This is a genomic window from Nonomuraea sp. NPDC003707 (assembly GCF_053587055.1).
The window spans coordinates 14,473-28,557 of the sequence record NZ_JBSFNK010000042.1 but is presented as its reverse complement, the minus strand read 5'-3'; the positions used below and the strand labels follow the sequence as shown (position 1 = coordinate 28,557).

The 14,085-nt window shown below is 71.2% G+C and carries 13 protein-coding genes; 7 read left to right on the top strand and 6 right to left on the bottom strand.

The annotated features are described in order from the left end of the window. Positions 1 to 70 precede the first annotated feature (70 nt). Positions 71 to 1,357 (top strand): glycoside hydrolase family 30 protein, encoded by a 1,287-nt coding sequence (locus ACWDRB_RS56895; RefSeq protein WP_449909434.1) that lies wholly within the window; start codon positions 71 to 73, stop codon positions 1,355 to 1,357. Here the strand turns inward: ACWDRB_RS56895 and ACWDRB_RS56890 are convergent. The 4 genes from ACWDRB_RS56890 to ACWDRB_RS56875 form a co-directional block, all read right to left on the bottom strand. Beyond that, a complete protein-coding gene (locus ACWDRB_RS56890) occupies positions 1,314 to 2,090 on the bottom strand; it encodes a cupin domain-containing protein (RefSeq protein ID WP_449909431.1) in 777 nt (258 codons plus the stop codon). The two genes, ACWDRB_RS56895 and ACWDRB_RS56890, sit on opposite strands and share 44 nt — an antisense overlap. Next, complete coding sequence (locus tag ACWDRB_RS56885) at positions 2,087 to 2,995, bottom strand: DUF6807 domain-containing protein (RefSeq protein ID WP_449909428.1); 909 nt, start codon at positions 2,993 to 2,995, stop codon at positions 2,087 to 2,089. The genes ACWDRB_RS56890 and ACWDRB_RS56885 overlap by 4 nt, the downstream gene beginning before the upstream one ends. Beyond that, the gene (locus ACWDRB_RS56880; protein WP_449909425.1) at positions 2,988 to 4,121 is read right to left on the bottom strand and encodes a Gfo/Idh/MocA family protein; all 1,134 of its coding nucleotides are present in this window, start codon (positions 4,119 to 4,121) and stop codon (positions 2,988 to 2,990) included. Before ACWDRB_RS56880 ends, ACWDRB_RS56885 begins: the two co-directional genes overlap by 8 nt. A gap of 106 nt (positions 4,122 to 4,227) precedes the next feature. Then, positions 4,228 to 5,289 carry a LacI family DNA-binding transcriptional regulator gene (locus ACWDRB_RS56875; protein ID WP_449909423.1) on the bottom strand — a complete coding sequence of 354 codons (1,062 nt, stop codon included), beginning with the start codon at positions 5,287 to 5,289 and terminating at the stop codon, positions 4,228 to 4,230. A 147-nt stretch (positions 5,290 to 5,436) separates the two neighbouring features. On the opposite strand from ACWDRB_RS56875, the gene ACWDRB_RS56870 reads away from it, so the two are divergent. From ACWDRB_RS56870 to ACWDRB_RS56850, 5 genes are all read left to right on the top strand, one after another. Beyond that, positions 5,437 to 6,789, top strand: coding sequence for an ABC transporter substrate-binding protein (locus ACWDRB_RS56870; RefSeq protein WP_449909420.1), 1,353 nt, complete (start codon positions 5,437 to 5,439; stop codon positions 6,787 to 6,789). 5 nt (positions 6,790 to 6,794) lie between these two features. After that, on the top strand, positions 6,795 to 7,724 hold the full coding sequence (locus ACWDRB_RS56865; RefSeq protein WP_355197887.1) for a carbohydrate ABC transporter permease: 930 nt from the start codon (positions 6,795 to 6,797) through the stop codon (positions 7,722 to 7,724). Beyond that, the gene (locus ACWDRB_RS56860) at positions 7,721 to 8,545 is read left to right on the top strand and encodes a carbohydrate ABC transporter permease (RefSeq protein WP_350739560.1); all 825 of its coding nucleotides are present in this window, start codon (positions 7,721 to 7,723) and stop codon (positions 8,543 to 8,545) included. Before ACWDRB_RS56865 ends, ACWDRB_RS56860 begins: the two co-directional genes overlap by 4 nt. Positions 8,546 to 8,764: 219 nt before the next feature. Further along, positions 8,765 to 9,928, top strand: coding sequence for a glycoside hydrolase family 68 protein (locus ACWDRB_RS56855; RefSeq protein ID WP_449909417.1), 1,164 nt, complete (start codon positions 8,765 to 8,767; stop codon positions 9,926 to 9,928). Positions 9,929 to 9,981: 53 nt separating this feature from the next. Beyond that, positions 9,982 to 11,055 (top strand): LacI family DNA-binding transcriptional regulator, encoded by a 1,074-nt coding sequence (locus ACWDRB_RS56850; RefSeq protein WP_449909414.1) that lies wholly within the window; start codon positions 9,982 to 9,984, stop codon positions 11,053 to 11,055. Here the strand turns inward: ACWDRB_RS56850 and ACWDRB_RS56845 are convergent. Then, positions 11,024 to 11,857: an alpha/beta fold hydrolase gene (locus ACWDRB_RS56845; protein ID WP_449909411.1), complete on the bottom strand. Its 834-nt coding sequence runs from the start codon at positions 11,855 to 11,857 to the stop codon at positions 11,024 to 11,026. The two genes, ACWDRB_RS56850 and ACWDRB_RS56845, sit on opposite strands and share 32 nt — an antisense overlap. Positions 11,858 to 11,927: 70 nt before the next feature. Between ACWDRB_RS56845 and ACWDRB_RS56840 the strand changes: the two genes are divergently transcribed. Continuing rightward, a complete protein-coding gene (locus ACWDRB_RS56840; protein ID WP_449909408.1) occupies positions 11,928 to 12,893 on the top strand; it encodes a DUF5937 family protein in 966 nt (321 codons plus the stop codon). Here ACWDRB_RS56840 and ACWDRB_RS56835 read toward each other — a convergent pair. Beyond that, positions 12,866 to 14,047: an NAD(P)/FAD-dependent oxidoreductase gene (locus ACWDRB_RS56835; protein ID WP_449909405.1), complete on the bottom strand. Its 1,182-nt coding sequence runs from the start codon at positions 14,045 to 14,047 to the stop codon at positions 12,866 to 12,868. The two genes, ACWDRB_RS56840 and ACWDRB_RS56835, sit on opposite strands and share 28 nt — an antisense overlap. Positions 14,048 to 14,085 lie beyond the last annotated feature (38 nt).

Here is a 14,085-nt window from a genome sequence, read left to right as displayed (position 1 = left end):
GCCGGATCCAGAGTTCGGGCAGGATGGTCGCCAGCAAGGTCGTCGTAGTCACATGCTCGGAGTTCCCGCGATGAACGAACCCCGGCCGGCCGATCCACCGGCGATCACGATCGACGATGGAGTCCGGCACCAGACCATCGACGGGTTCGGGGTCTCCATGGCGTTCCGGCGGAACGAACTGGTCAGGGCCCTCCCGGAGGACAGGCAGCGGGAGATCCTCGACCTGTGGTTCAGCCGCGAGAAGGGCGCCGGGCTGAGCATTCTGCGGCTCGGCATCGGCTCGTCCCCGGCGGGCAGCCCGTACGACGAGATGGTGTCGATCCAGCCCGAGGACCCCGGCGGCCCGGACGCAGCGCCCGAGTACGTGTGGGACGGCGACGACAACGGCCAGGTGTGGCTGGCCAAGGCCGCGCAGGAGTACGGCGTGCGGCGCTTCTTCGCCGTCGCCTGGAGCGCGCCCGGCTACATGAAGGACACCGGCGAGGACAGGAACGGCGGCAGGCTGAAGCCGGAGTGGCGGCATGCCTACGCGAATTACCTGGTGCAGTACACGAGGTTCTACGCGCGGGAAGGCATCCGGATCACCGACCTGGGGTTCGCGAACGAGCCCGACTGGACGGCCCCGTACGCCTCCATGCGCTTCACCCCCGAGGAGGCCGCCCAGTTCGTCAAGGTGCTCGGTCCCATCGCCTCGGGAGTGCGGGTGGTGTGCTGCGAGTCGGTCGGCTGGACGGAGGCCAGGGCGTACACGGCCGCGATCGAGGCCGACGCCGAGGCCCGTCGCTGGGTGAAGGTCCATACCGGGCACAGCTACGCCACCCCCGTGGACTCCCCGCTGCCGACGGAACGGCCGACGTGGATGTCGGAGTGGCACCCCAACGGCACCAGCTGGAACGAGAACTGGTACGACGGCAGCGGCTCCGACGGCTTCACGATCGCCCTGGCCGTGCACGACGCGCTCACCCTCGGCCACGTCTCCGGCTATGTGTACTGGCTGGGCGCTTCCGTCGGAAACACCCGGGCGTTGCTGCTGATCGACGAGGCGGCCAAGTCCTACCGGGTCTCCAAGCGGCTGTGGGCGCTGGCCGCCTACAGCCGCTTCGTCAGGCCCGGCGCGGTCAGGCTCGAAACGGCGGTCACGAAGCCCGCCCTGAAGGTGTCCGCGTTCCGCAACCCCGACGGCTCCCGGGTCGTCGAGGTCCTCAACACCGGCATGACCCCCGTGACCTGGGAGGGAGTGGGCGGCGAGGTCGCTGCCTACCTGACGGACGAGGACGAGTCACTCGGGCCCGTCCCCGTGACGGACGGGGCGGTCACGCTCCTGCCGCGTGCCCTGACCACGATCGTTCTTGGCTGACCCCGCTCCCCGCGCCGGGCTCGGGCGTCCAGGTTTGGAGGCGTCCGCACATGCCGAACGCCCGGGGCCCGGGTCTGGGCGTGGTACGGACGACGGCGGCCTGCCCGAGGTGGGCCGGGTCGCCGTCGGCGATCGCCGCGAGCTGCCGGCGGGTGCGTTCGGTCTCGGCCTCGACGGTCCCGCTCCACAGCTCGGCCCACGACCCGGCCCGTGGGCGGACGAGCGCGGCGGCGAGGCCATGGAAGTCCGCCAGCGCCTGGCCGCCCCGGTCGTCCACGTCCTTCAGGAGCTGCTGGAAGCCGGTGACGGCGAGGTCGCGGCGGGTCCGGGCGGCGGCCGCGCGCTCGGCCTCCGAGCCGTCCGCCGGCAGCGTGGCGGCGGCGAGATAGGCGTCACGGTCGCGCAGCACGTCGGCGGGGAAGGTGAGGACGGCGTCGCCGGCCTCGGGCAGCCCCGCGTTCTGCATGATCACGATCAGCCGCAGATCCTCCTCGTTGACCAGGCGGTGGATCGTGCCGGGGGAGAACCACAACACCGTGCCCGCTTCGAGCCGGTCCCGGGCGAAGCCCGCGGCGCTGAGGGTGTGCACCTCCCCGCGGCCCCCGGTAACGACGTAGGCCTCCGTCGAGACGGTGTGCAGGTGCGGGGTGCCGCCATGGACGCCGTCGGCGCATTCCCAGTCGTAGACCGCCAGGTCGCTGATCGAGGTGCCGCCGGGGAAGAGCGGCGTCATAGGGCGAACTCCGCGCCGAGGTCGTCGAGCTCCGCGCGCTCGCAGACGCGGTCGATGAAGACGTAGCGGTGCGTCAGTTCGAGAGTGTCGCCGTCGGCCAGCGCGATCTCCTCGTCGAAGGAGGGGGAGGGGCTGATCACGGCGAACGCCTCCTTGCGGACGAACCACTTGATCGGCACCGACGCGCTGGAGTGGCCGGCGACGGCCAGCACGGTGCCGCCGCCGTCGATCTCGTCGTGCTGACCCGTGATGGCGAGCCAGGGCGCCTCGGCGCCCATCATCTCCTCGCCGCCCTTCCCGCCGGCGGCGATGATCGTCCCGCCGGTCCAGGACCGGGGGCCGCGCCAGAAGAAGCCCGCGTACCCCGCCAGCGGGCGGCCGTGCGTGGTGGGGCTGCCGAACTCGAGAGTGGCGCCGCGGACGTTGAGCAGCTTCGTCGAGAAGTCCAGCGCCCAGATGCCGCGCTCGGCGTCCACACCGTGGAAGGCCAGGTGGCGCTGCTCGGTGATCCAGTGCTCGCCCGCCGACGAGACCCAGTGCAGGGTCTCGTCGATCGCCACCCGCTCCCCGTCGGCGGAGACGCCGGGGAAGTCGATGTGGTGCATGTGGCCGAGGTTGTCGCGCCAGTGGTAGTTCTTCTCCACCGAGAACGTGGGGCCGCCCCAGAAGTTCTGCCCGGACAGGTGGGCCCAGGTCATCTGCAGGCCCTTGTGCCAGCGGTGGTCCCACGGGCGGTAGACCGACATGGGGGCGCCGGTGAGGCTGCGGAGGGGATGGAGGTACGGCTTGGGCGCCTCGGCGTCGGGCGCGTCCGGCCGGTAGACGTACTGCGCGATGTCCACGTCGCCGGCGGTGACGATCAGGGAGCTGTCCTCGTCGCGGACGCTGAGCTTGGTTTCAGGCATGGTCGGACTCCTGGTGCTGGAGGCGGCTGAGGGCGGTCGGCAGGTCGCCGCCGTTGAGCGAGTGGTAGAAGGGGTTCGTCTCGTCGAGCTCGGCCCGGGTGACGGGCCGTCCCGTGATGGCCGACTGGTACATGGCCGTGATCAGCTCCATGACGCGCCTGCCGTCGGCGCCGCTCGCCGGGGGCCGCTCGCCGGCTGACATGGCGGTCAGCAGGGTGGCGAGCTGGGCGCGGTGGGAGCTGCCGGTGTTCTCGGCCGGTGCCCAGCCGGCGATTCTGTCCTGGTCGGTGACATGCGGGGCGGGCGTCCAGCGCCAGTGGGAGTTGTCGTAGCCGTAGAGGTGCTCGACCTCGACGGTGGCGTCGCTGAAGTCGAAGCGCAGGTAGCTCGTCTCGCGGGGGGACAGCACGCTGTTCACGATCGAGCCGACGGCGCCGGAGGCGAACCGGACGATCGCGAACGACACGTCCTCGGTCTCGACCTTGCGGCCGAGCGTCGCCGCCACGGCGTGCACCTCGTGCCAGTCGCCGAGCAGGCTGAGCAGGAGATCCATCTGGTGGATGCCATGGCCCATGGTCGGGCCGCCGCCCTCGGTCTCCCACTTGCCACGCCACGGCACCTCGAAGTAGTCGTGGCCGCGGTACCACAGCGTGTTGCACACCGCGACGAGCGGCGAACCCAGCTCGCCGTCGCCGATGTGCCGGCGCAGCCGCTGGGCCGCGCTGCCGAAGCGGTGCTGGAAGACGTAACCGGCGTACGGGCCGCCGTCCTTCTCGTGAGCGGTGATCTCGTCGTACTCGGCCAGCGACAGCGTCGGCGGCTTCTCGCACCAGACCCACGCGCCGGCGTCCAGGCCGGCGATCAACGCCTCCCGGTGCGCCACCGGCGGGGTCGCGACGACGACCAGATCGGGGCTCTCCCGCGCCAGCAGGTCCGCCACATCCGTGTAGCGGCCCGGGATGCCGTGGGAATCGGCCAGCTCGTTCGCGCGGGCGGAGTCGACGTCGCACACGGCCACGACCCGCACCGCGTCGCCGGCCGCGGCCAGGGCGGGAAGGTGGCTGATTCTCGCGATGCCCCCGGCGCCGACGACGGCGACGCGGACCGGGGACGGAAACGCAGGCATGAACACTCCCTCGGACGACCCAAAAAGTGATCGATCACTTTTCTCGGCCAACTTAGTTTCGATCACGCCGGGGTGTCAACGCCCGCCTCGTCTCCCTGGAGGGCCTTCAGCCGAGGGGTGACGGCGCGACGGACTCGCGGCTGCGTACGGGCATCGGAACCCGGTGCACTTCGCCCACCCGGTCGCCGTCCGTGCGGTCGCGGTCGATCTCGGTGAACAGCACGTCGACGGCCTTGCGGCCCAGCTCGTAATGGGGCAGTGCCACGGTGGTCAGCTTGGGGCGCATCCACGAGGCGATGGGATGGTCGTCGAAGGAGACGACGGAGACGTCGGCGGGCACCTTGAGCCCGAAATCGTCGAGTGCCTGGTAGGCGCCCATGGCGATGCGGTCGTTGAAGCAGACCAGCGCGCGCGGCTGGGCGGTGTGCAGGAGGTCGCGGGTCGCGGCGAGGCCGTATTCGGGCTGCCAGTCGGGGCAGGTGCGGGCACCCGCCACCTCGACCCCCACCTCGCCGAGCGCCTCGCGGATGCCGACGAGCCGTTCCACCGCCGCGACGCTCTCGGCGGGCACGTCACGCAGACCCGGACCGGCGCCGATCAGGTAGATGCCGTCGCGGTGGCCGGCCTCGAGCAGGATGCGGGCGGCGCGGCGGCCGGCCTCGACCTCGTCGGGAAGGACCGCGGGCAGGGGAGTGGGCTGCTCGGGCAGCGCGTTGAGCAGCACGGCGGGCGTGGCCGTGATGGTCTTGGGCACCTTGATGGTCCTGGTGAACATCGAGGCCAGGACGAGCCCGTCCACCTGCCGGTCATGCATGGCCTGCAGCAGGAGGCTTTCGAGCTCGGCGTCGCCCTCGGTCTCACCGATGAACAGCATGAATCCGCGGTCGCGGGCGGCCTCGAGCGCTCCCTTGATCATGTCACCGGCCAGCCGCGAGGTGGCGATGGTGTCGGAGATGAAGCCGATCGTCCGGGTGGTGCCCGTGCGCAGGCCGACGGAGACGATGTTGGGCCGGTACTGCAACTCGTCGGCCGCCTTCAGCACCCGCTGCTCGACGTCCTGAGAGATGCGCAGCTCGCGGCCGCGGCCGGACAGGACGAGCGATGCGGTCGTGCGGGAGACACCGGCAGCCTTGGCCACATCCGCCAAGGTGACCCGTCGTGGGCTCACCCAGAACCTCCGATCGTCAAGAGTGGGTTACGGGGGGTTGACATCGTACGACACGCACCGTGAGACTAACGGGCGCTAACCCGATTTAGCAACGGAGTTCGGGACATCAGCCTGCGCCGATTGTCCCAGGCAGCAGAGGAGATGCACATGGCTCGTCGAGGTCGCTCCGGGGCCGCGCTGGTGATCGCCATGGGGACGCTGGCCGCCGCCTGCGCGGCTCCCGGCAGCAACAGCCCGCAGCCCGCGGCCACCAGCGCGTCGGCCCCGTCCGCGGCGCCCACCTGCGGCACGGCGCCGATCACGATGAACGGCTACTTCGAGACCGGTTTCCCGCTGCCCAAGGCGCTGACCACCGAGTTCACCAAGCAGCACCCGAACGTCACGTGGAACATCCGCGAGGACCAGTTCGCGGTGATCACGCAGAACGCCCCCCGCGTGCTGGCGGACAACCCGCCCGACCTGATGCGCCTGCCCCAGGTCTCCGAGCTGGTCAAGGACAACCTGCTGAAGAACCTCGACGGCTACGCGAAGGTGTTCGGCTGGGACAAGTGGCCGGCCTCCCAGCTGGAGCAGCTGCGCCTCGGCCCGGGCGGACGGCCGCGCGGCGAGGGCTCGCTGTACGCCCTGGGCCTCAACTTCAGCATGACCGGGATCTTCTACAACAAGAAGCTCGCCGCGAAGATCGGAATGTCCGCGCCGCCCGCCACGCTGGCCGAGCTCGACGCGCTGCTGGACAAGGCCAAGAAGGCGGGCATCACGCCCATCGTGCAGTTCAACGGCGGCGCCACCGGCGGCCTGGCGTTCCCGCTGCAGGACCTCATGGCCTCCTACGGCCCGGCCGCCCCGATCAACGACTGGATCTTCCAGAAGCCCGGCGCCACGATCGACACCCCATCGAACCTGCAGGCCGTTCAGCACCTGGAACGGTGGATCAAGGCGGGATACTTCCAGAAGGACGTCAACGCGGTCGACTACGCGACGATGATGAGCCGCTTCATCGACGGCCAGGGGCTGTTCATGTTCAACGGCGACTGGGAGTCCGGCAACCTCGACAAGCAGATGCCGGGCGACGTCGGCTTCTCCCTGATGCCGCCGGCGCAGCAGGGCGGCAAGCGGGCCGCCATGTCGGCGCCCCTCACCTTCGGCATCGCCGCGAACGCCAAGAACGCCGACTGCGCCGCCTTCTTCCTCGACTGGGTGGCCACCGACAAGCGGGCCCGCGAGATCGGCGTCGAGGTCGGCGGCTCGCGCCCGATGGGTCCCGCGGACGCGTACATGCCCGAGGTCGCCGCGGACAAGGTCACCGCCGGCACGCTGGCGGCCGGAGCGGACATCTCCAAGGACAACGGCGCGATGGACTTCATCGCCAACGCCACCGGCGCCATCTACGCCAAGAGCTGGACGCCCCAGCTGCAGAAGCTGGTGGCCGGGCAGCAGAAGCCGCAGGAGCTGCTGAAGACGGTCCAGGCCGACTACGCCGGCCAGCTCGAAGGGAACTGAAGCAGGTGGTCACCCGCCCCGCCGGCGCCCGATCCTCGCACCGCCGCCCGGTCGCGGCCAGGCTGCGCGACGCGCGCGGCCTGGTCGGCTGGCTGTTCGTCGCGCCGGCGTTCGCCTTCTACGCGGTCTTCGTCCTGCGTCCGATCGCCCTGACGTTCCAGTACTCGCTGTACGAGTGGGACGGCATCGGCCCGTCCACCTGGGTGGGTCTGGCCAACTTCGGGAAGGTCTTCACCGACCCGGACCTGTACGACTCGCTGATCAACGCCGTCAAGCTCATCGTCTTCTTCAGCGCGATCCCGGTCCTGCTGGGCCTGGCCATCGCCGCCACGATCCGGCGCATCGCCCAAAGCCGGCTCGCCCTCGTGGCGCGGACCGTTCTCTTCCTGCCGCAGGTCATCCCGCTGGTGGCCGCCGGCATCGCCTGGAGCTGGCTGCTGGCCTCCACCGGCGTGATCAACCAGCTACTCTCGCTCGTCGGCCTCGGCGGGATCACCCGGGCCTGGCTGGGCGATTTCTCCACCGCGCTGCCGGCGGTTGGGATGATCGGCGCATGGGTGCTCCTCGGCCTGTGCACGCTGCTGCTACTGGCCGGCATGAGCAAGATCGACCCGGCGCTGTACGAGGCCGCCCGGCTGGACGGCGCCGGCCCGTGGCGGGAGTTCGTCTCGATCACCGTCCCCAGCCTGCGGCAGGAGATCGCGGTCTGCGTCACCGTGACCGTGATCGCGGCCCTGGCCAGCTTCGACATCATCTACATCTCCACCCAGGGCGGCCCGGGCAACACGACCATGGTGCCCGGCCTGCAGATCTACTACCTGGCCTTCTCCGAACGCGAGGTCGGCATGGCCTCGGCCCTGGCCCTGGTGCTCATGGTCCTCGTGATCGCCTGCGCCCTTCCCATCCAGTGGTTCACCAAGGAGGGCAACCGATGATCACCTCGTGGCGGGAGTCCTGGACCGGCAGGGTGCTGCTCATCGCCATGATGGCGATCACGATCCTGCCGTTCCTCAGTCTGTTCGTCACCGCCCTGCACCCGTCAGGCACCTACCCGGCCGGGCTGGCCTGGCCGGCCGACCCGCAGTGGGGCAACTTCCTCGCCGCCTTCCGGGCCGCGAACATGGGCGAGCTGCTGAAGTCGAGCGTCCTCATCGTGCTCGGCGTGGTCCCGATCTCCATCGTCCTGGCGACGATGGCCGGCTTCGCCATCGGCCACCTGCGCGTCATCGGCGGTCGCGTGATCTTCCTGCTGTTCGTGCTCGGCCTGACCCTGCCCTTCGAGGGCATCATCACGCCGCTGTACTACCAGATCCGCGACATGGGACTGCTCAACACGCGCTGGGCGATCATCCTTCCGCTCATCGGCCTGTTCATGCCGTTCTCCGTCTTCTGGATGCGCGCGCACTTCGTCAACATGCCCGGAGAGCTGTCGGAGAGCGCGCGGATGGACGGGGCCAACGTCTGGCAGTTGTTCCGGCGCATCCACGTCCCTCTGGCCATGCCGGCGATCTCGTCCCTGGGCATCCTGCTGTTCCTGTGGACCTGGAACCAGTTCCTGCTGGCCATCGTCCTGGTCGACGACCCGACCAAGCGCACCATGTCCGGCGCGCTGGGCGCCTTCCAGGGGCAGTGGGGCACCGACATCCCGCTGCTGTGCGCCGGGTCGCTGCTGATCCTGACCCCCACGCTCGTGATCTTCCTCATCTTCCAGCGGCACTTCGTCAAGGCCCTGCTCCAGGGCTCCCTGAAGGGCTGACGCCGATGAACGGGACATCGCGACCCGCACGATGCCGACGACCACACCCCAGGAGACCCTCGCGGGCGCCGTGCGACCACTCGGGAATCACCGGAGCGATCGAACCGGCCCACGCCGCCCTGCTCGACCCGCAGGAGCGCAGGCGCGGATGAAAAGGAAGGTTGTCCGCATGCCCACACCAGGGCGACTGAACGCTGCGCCGGATCCGACGGGAGCCGCATGAGCGCCGGCCGGCCCGCGCGCTGGACGCGGCGGCACCTGGAGCTGCTCGTCGAAGCCGCCGCGACCACGGCACCCGTCTTCGACCCCGCGGCCCTGCCCCGAATCCTGCCGGACCACGACCTGTGGGACCTGTGGCCCGTTCAGGAGGAAGACGGCTCGACCTGCGTGATCGGCGGCCAGGAGCTGTGGATGGCGCTGTCGGCGCCGATCCTCGCTCACCCCGAGGAGCGCCACGACCAGGCCCGCATCCGCCTGCTCGCCAAGGACGGCGACAGCTGGACGGACCTGGGGCACGCGTTCGCCGACGGCGCCTCGCCGGGCAGCCGGGAATGGTCGGGATCGGCGGTCCGCCGCCCCGACGACACCGTGTCGGTGTTCTACACGGCCGCCGGACGGCGCGGAGAAACGCCCCCGACGTTCCGGCAGCGCGTCGTCGAGGCCCGCCCCGCCTTGGTCGCCGGCGGCCGCCGGATCCTGCTGGACCCGGGCGCCGAGCACCGTGAGCTCCTCCGCTCGGACGGCCGCATGTACCTGCCGGCCGAGGAGATCACCGGGGCGCCGGGACGTATCAGGGCGTTTCGCGATCCCGGCTGGTTCCGCGACCCGGCCGACGGGCGCGATTACCTGTTCGTCGCCGCGTCCGTCGCGGAAGGCGACCCTTTCAGCGGTGCGATCGCCCTGGCCGAGACGCGGGACGGCACCTGGTCCCTGCTGCCGCCTCTCGTCGTGGCCGAGGGCATCAACCATGAGCTGGAACGGCCGCACATCATCGTCCACCGGTCCCGGTACTACCTCTTCTTCTCCACTCAGCGCCACTGTTTCCACCCGGCCGACTCCGCGCCCACCGGGCTCTACGGCTTCGTCTCTCCCAGCCTGACGGGGCCGTACGAGCCGCTCAACGGGTCCGGGCTCGTACTCCGGAATCCCAGCGCCGAACCGGACCAGGCCTACGCCTGGCTGGTGCTGCCGGACCTCCACGTGGTCAGCTTCGCCAACTACCGATCGTCCCCGGGCGTGGATCTCCGATCCGCGCGGGCCGCGCAGGCACGAGCGGCATTCGGCGGAACCATCGCACCGATCCTCAAGCTCACCTTGAACGGGATGGCGACCTCCGTCGTCCCGGCCGAGGCAGGTGTGCGGCACAGCGCTGCCAACCCCTGAGGCACAAGCGGACGGCTCCCTCGCCGAGGGAGCCGTCAAGTAGGCTCTGGACCATGGGAGTTACCGGTCACACGCCACCGAACGACACTCCTTCCGGCCGGTCCGCGAGCATCTGGGACGTCGCCCGAGTGGCCGGCGTCTCCCAGCAGACCGTCTCCCGCGTCATCAACGGCAAGACCCGCGTGAGCGAGTCGACCCGGGCCAAGGTGATGCAGGTCATCGCCGAGCTCGGCTACCGCCCCAACCGGCTCGCCCGGACGCTGGCCGGTGGCCCGGCGAGCTCGGTCACCGTGCTGACCTCCGACACCGCCCTGTTCGGCGCGGCGGCCACGCTGCGCGGCATGGAGGAGGCGGCCAGGGCCGCCGGCTTCTCGGTGGGCATCAGCGTGCTGGAGCCGGGCGCGAACAGTACGGACGTCGCCCTGCGCCTCAACCGCCCCCAGGAGCCCGTCATGGTGATCGCCTACGACGACCCCGGCGAGCGGGCGCTCCGCGAGCTGCCGCCGGACGTGCCGGTGACGGCCGCCGTCGAACGCCCCGACAACGGCTCGGGCGACAACCCATGGCAGGTCTGGCTGGACGACCGGGCCGCGGCGGCGCACGCGACGCGCCACCTGCTGAGCCTGGGGCACGAAACCGTCCACTACGTGGCCATCCCGTCCTCCACCAGCGCGCTTCCGCAGCGGACCCGTGGCTGGCAGGACGCGCTGCGGGCCGCCGGCCGCCCCTTGCCCGACCCTCTGCGCGGCGGCTGGACTCCCCGCTCCGGATACCTCGCGGTGCGCTCCCTGCTGGCGGACCGCTCGGTGACCGCCATCCTGTGCGGCAACGACGACCTGGCCCTGGGCGTCATGCGGGCCGCGCGCGAGGCCGGTCGGGACATCCCCGGCGATCTCAGCGTGGTCGGCTTCGACGACACGCCGGCGTCGGCCTACCTGCACCCCTCGCTCACCACCGTACGGCTCGACTTCGAGGGTCTCGGCCGCGCGTGCTTCGGCCTGCTGCTGCGCAGGCTGCAGCCGGAGGCCGCACTGTCCCTTCCGACCTGGAACGAGCCGGAGCTCATCGTGCGGGAGAGCAGCGGCCCGCCGCCGGCTACTCCAGGAACGCCGCGACGGCGGACCTGAACCGGGCGTCGTCGAGCCACGGGAAGTGTCCGGCTCGGGGCTGAATGACGAGTTCGGCGTTCGGGAACAGCCCGGCGAACTCGGCCATGGCCGGAGGAGGCGCTCCCAGATCGACCTCTCCGGCGAGCAACAGTACGGGCGATGCGAACCGGGCGAGCGCGGCGCGGGTGGCGTCCTGGTCGAAGGCGCCTTCGGCACCGAAGGCCGTCATGACCTCCGGGTCCTGCCGCTCCGCATCCGCCGCGTGATGGGCCTGCGCCACCTCGTCCCACCGGCCATAGGAGAACGGCGCGACGGCCTGCCAGTCGTCGTTCGTGGCCCGGCCCGCCACGATCGTTTCGAGGGCCGCGAACGCCTCCGGGAACCACGGCTCGTCGCGGCGCAGCCGAGCCGTCTCGCGCCGGAGGTCACCTGAGATCGCGATGCCGACGGCGCGGACGCTCGGGGTGATCAGCGCAAGCCTGCCGACGCGCCGCGGGTGGCGGGCCGCATACTGCGCGGCCAGATTCGCACCGGCGCAGTGCGCGAGCAGGTCCATCCGGTCCAGGCCCAGGTGGGCGCGCAGGGCCTCCACGTCGGCGACGAGCCGGTCACAGCGGTAGGACGCGGTGTCCTGGGGTTTCGCGGACCGGCCGGTGCCGCGCGGGTCCAGCATGATCAACTGCCGGTGCGCGGACAGGCCGCCGAGGTCGCCGAGATAGGTGGCGGCCGTCGGCCCGCCGGGCAGGCAGACCACCGGCGCACCGTCCCCGGCCACGTGGTAGCTCAGCTTGGTGCCGTCGTACGAGGTGAAGGACTCCATGCCCCGCAGCGTGAGGGGTGGCGGCGGCGGTGGCTATCGTTTAGCCACAGCTACATGATGGGTGGGACGGATGGCGGTCGAGATCAGGTTCACCGCGGCGTCGGTGGCCAGGGTGCGGTTCGCCGTCTCGCCGCTGGGGGAGACGGTGCTCGCACTCCGGATCCTGCTGGGCACGGGCGGGCACGCGGTGCACCGGCCCTGGGTGCGCAGGGCACGTCCGCTGATCGCGGATGAGCGCGAGCTGCCGCTGCTGCGGGCGCTCGTCGCGGGACCCATGCCGTCGTTCCTGTTCCCGGTGCCGCAGGAGCGGCTGCCGTCGATGGCCATGGAGCTGGAGCTGCTGCGGGCCACGGAAGAGCTCTTCTTCCGGCGCGAGTACGGAGCGGTGATGGGCATGCCGGCCGAGGAGGCCCCCGAGCCGGCAACGGTGCTGCCGCGGCTGGCGCAGGCGCTCCACCGGTGCCACGAGCTGGTGATCGCTCCGCAGTGGGGCCGGATGCAGGCGGTGCTGGAAGCCGACGTCGCCAGGCGGGCGCTCACCCTGGTGGACGGCGGGGTACAGGCGCTGTTCGCCGAGCTGCACCGGGACATCGCCTGGGACGGCGGCCAGCTGGTGGTGCACGGCCGGCGCACCTCGCATGCCGTCTACACGGTGGACACCGGTGGGCAGGGCCTGGTCCTGCTGCCCAGCGTCTTCAACTGGCCGAACGTGGGCGTCGACAAGTCCCCCGTCGCCGCCGCGTCGATCCGCTATCCGGCGGTGGGCGTCGGCCTGCTCTGGGAGCCGCCCCCGCCGGCGCTGGCGGGCCTGGCCCCGGTGCTGGGGCACACGAGGACGGCGCTGCTCGCCGCCCTGGCCGAACCCCGGACGACCGCGGCCCTGGCCGCCCGCCTGGGCATCACCCCCAGCGCCGTCTCGCAACACCTGGGCGCGCTGCGAGGGGCGGGTCTCGTCTCGACGCAGCGCAAGGGCCGAACCGCGCTTCACCTGCGCACGGAACGGGCGGATCACCTGTTGGGCAGCTCGGCCCCGTAAGGCTGCTCGGGCCGCGGGCCGCCCTTCACCCAGAAGAGGGAACCTGGCCTGCGGGCCTCGCGGCGGATCCTCTTCACCGCGAAGTTGCAGGTCACCTCCTTGATCGTCGCGCCCATGCGGCCGCCGACGTAGAGGTTCACCGCGGTGTCGTCCTTGCGGGCGAGCTGCCGGATGCCGGTGTGCCGGCCGAGGCTGACACACGCGCCCGAGAAGGCCAGGCTGATCACCGCCGGTTCGGTCTCGGCGATGCGGCTCAGCACGGTGTCGGCGGCCTGCGCCCCGAGCGGGCCGGCGGCGTAGCAGCTCATCCGCAGCGGCCGGCCGGAAGGCGCGGCGGCGTCGCCGGTCGCCACGATGCGGTCGTCGTCGACGCTGGTCAGCGTCTCGTCGGTGAACAGCCGGCCGAGCGCGTCGGTGCTCAGCCCGCTCGCGGCCGCCAACCGCGGCACGCCGAAACCGCCCGCCCAGATGGTCAGCGCGCTCGCGCGTACCCCACCGTCGGTGAAGACGACCGCGTCCCGGCGGACCTCGCGCACCATGCCGTCCTCGAGCACCGCGACGCGGTGCCGGGACAGCCACGTGGCCACGGCCCGGCGCGCGGGCGCGCCGAAGGACGGCGCCAGGGCCCGGCCGCACACCAGCGTGACCGCGCGTCCTTGTTCGGCCAGCTCGGCGGCCGTCTCGATGCCGGTCAACCCGCCGCCGACCACGGTGATCGGAGCATCGAGGGGCAACTCCTCCAGCCTGGCACGCAGCCGCTGCGCGGGCTCGTACTCGGCGATGTCGAACGCGAACTCGGCCGCCCCGGGCACCGAGGACGGTATCGCCCCGGTGCTGCCGACGGCGTAGATGACGTAGTCGTAGTCCAGCGCGCCGCCCGACTCCAGCCGCACTGTACGGGTGGTGGTGTCGATGCGCGTGGCGCTGTCGACGACCAACCGGATGCCGTCGCCGAGCAGCGTGCCGTAGTCCACCGTGGCCTCCCTGGTGCCGGCCACGAACTGGTGCAGCCGGACCCGTTCGACGAACTCCGGGCGGGGATTGAGCACGGTGATCCCGACGTCGGCGCGCTTCCGCAGATGGTTGGCCGCCAGCGTTCCGGCGTAACCGCCGCCGATGACGATGACCTTGGTGAGGGTGGGGTGTTCGGACATGGCGAGGTTTCCCTTCTCGATCTCACCGAACCGACAAC

Bases quoted from the DNA above. Each gene is read 5' to 3' on its own strand.
- ACWDRB_RS56880 (WP_449909425.1), bottom strand. From the start codon at position 4,121: ATGCCTGCGTTTCCGTCCCCGGTCCGCGTCGCCGTCGTCGGCGCCGGG.
- ACWDRB_RS56860 (WP_350739560.1), top strand. From the start codon at position 7,721: ATGATCACCTCGTGGCGGGAGTCCTGGACCGGCAGGGTGCTGCTCATC.
- ACWDRB_RS56890 (WP_449909431.1), bottom strand. From the start codon at position 2,090: ATGACGCCGCTCTTCCCCGGCGGCACCTCGATCAGCGACCTGGCGGTC.
- ACWDRB_RS56870 (WP_449909420.1), top strand. From the start codon at position 5,437: ATGGCTCGTCGAGGTCGCTCCGGGGCCGCGCTGGTGATCGCCATGGGG.
- ACWDRB_RS56895 (WP_449909434.1), top strand. From the start codon at position 71: ATGAACGAACCCCGGCCGGCCGATCCACCGGCGATCACGATCGACGAT.
- ACWDRB_RS56845 (WP_449909411.1), bottom strand. From the start codon at position 11,857: ATGGAGTCCTTCACCTCGTACGACGGCACCAAGCTGAGCTACCACGTG.
- ACWDRB_RS56850 (WP_449909414.1), top strand. From the start codon at position 9,982: ATGGGAGTTACCGGTCACACGCCACCGAACGACACTCCTTCCGGCCGG.
- ACWDRB_RS56840 (WP_449909408.1), top strand. From the start codon at position 11,928: ATGGCGGTCGAGATCAGGTTCACCGCGGCGTCGGTGGCCAGGGTGCGG.
- ACWDRB_RS56885 (WP_449909428.1), bottom strand. From the start codon at position 2,995: ATGCCTGAAACCAAGCTCAGCGTCCGCGACGAGGACAGCTCCCTGATC.
- ACWDRB_RS56855 (WP_449909417.1), top strand. From the start codon at position 8,765: ATGAGCGCCGGCCGGCCCGCGCGCTGGACGCGGCGGCACCTGGAGCTG.
- ACWDRB_RS56835 (WP_449909405.1), bottom strand. From the start codon at position 14,047: ATGTCCGAACACCCCACCCTCACCAAGGTCATCGTCATCGGCGGCGGT.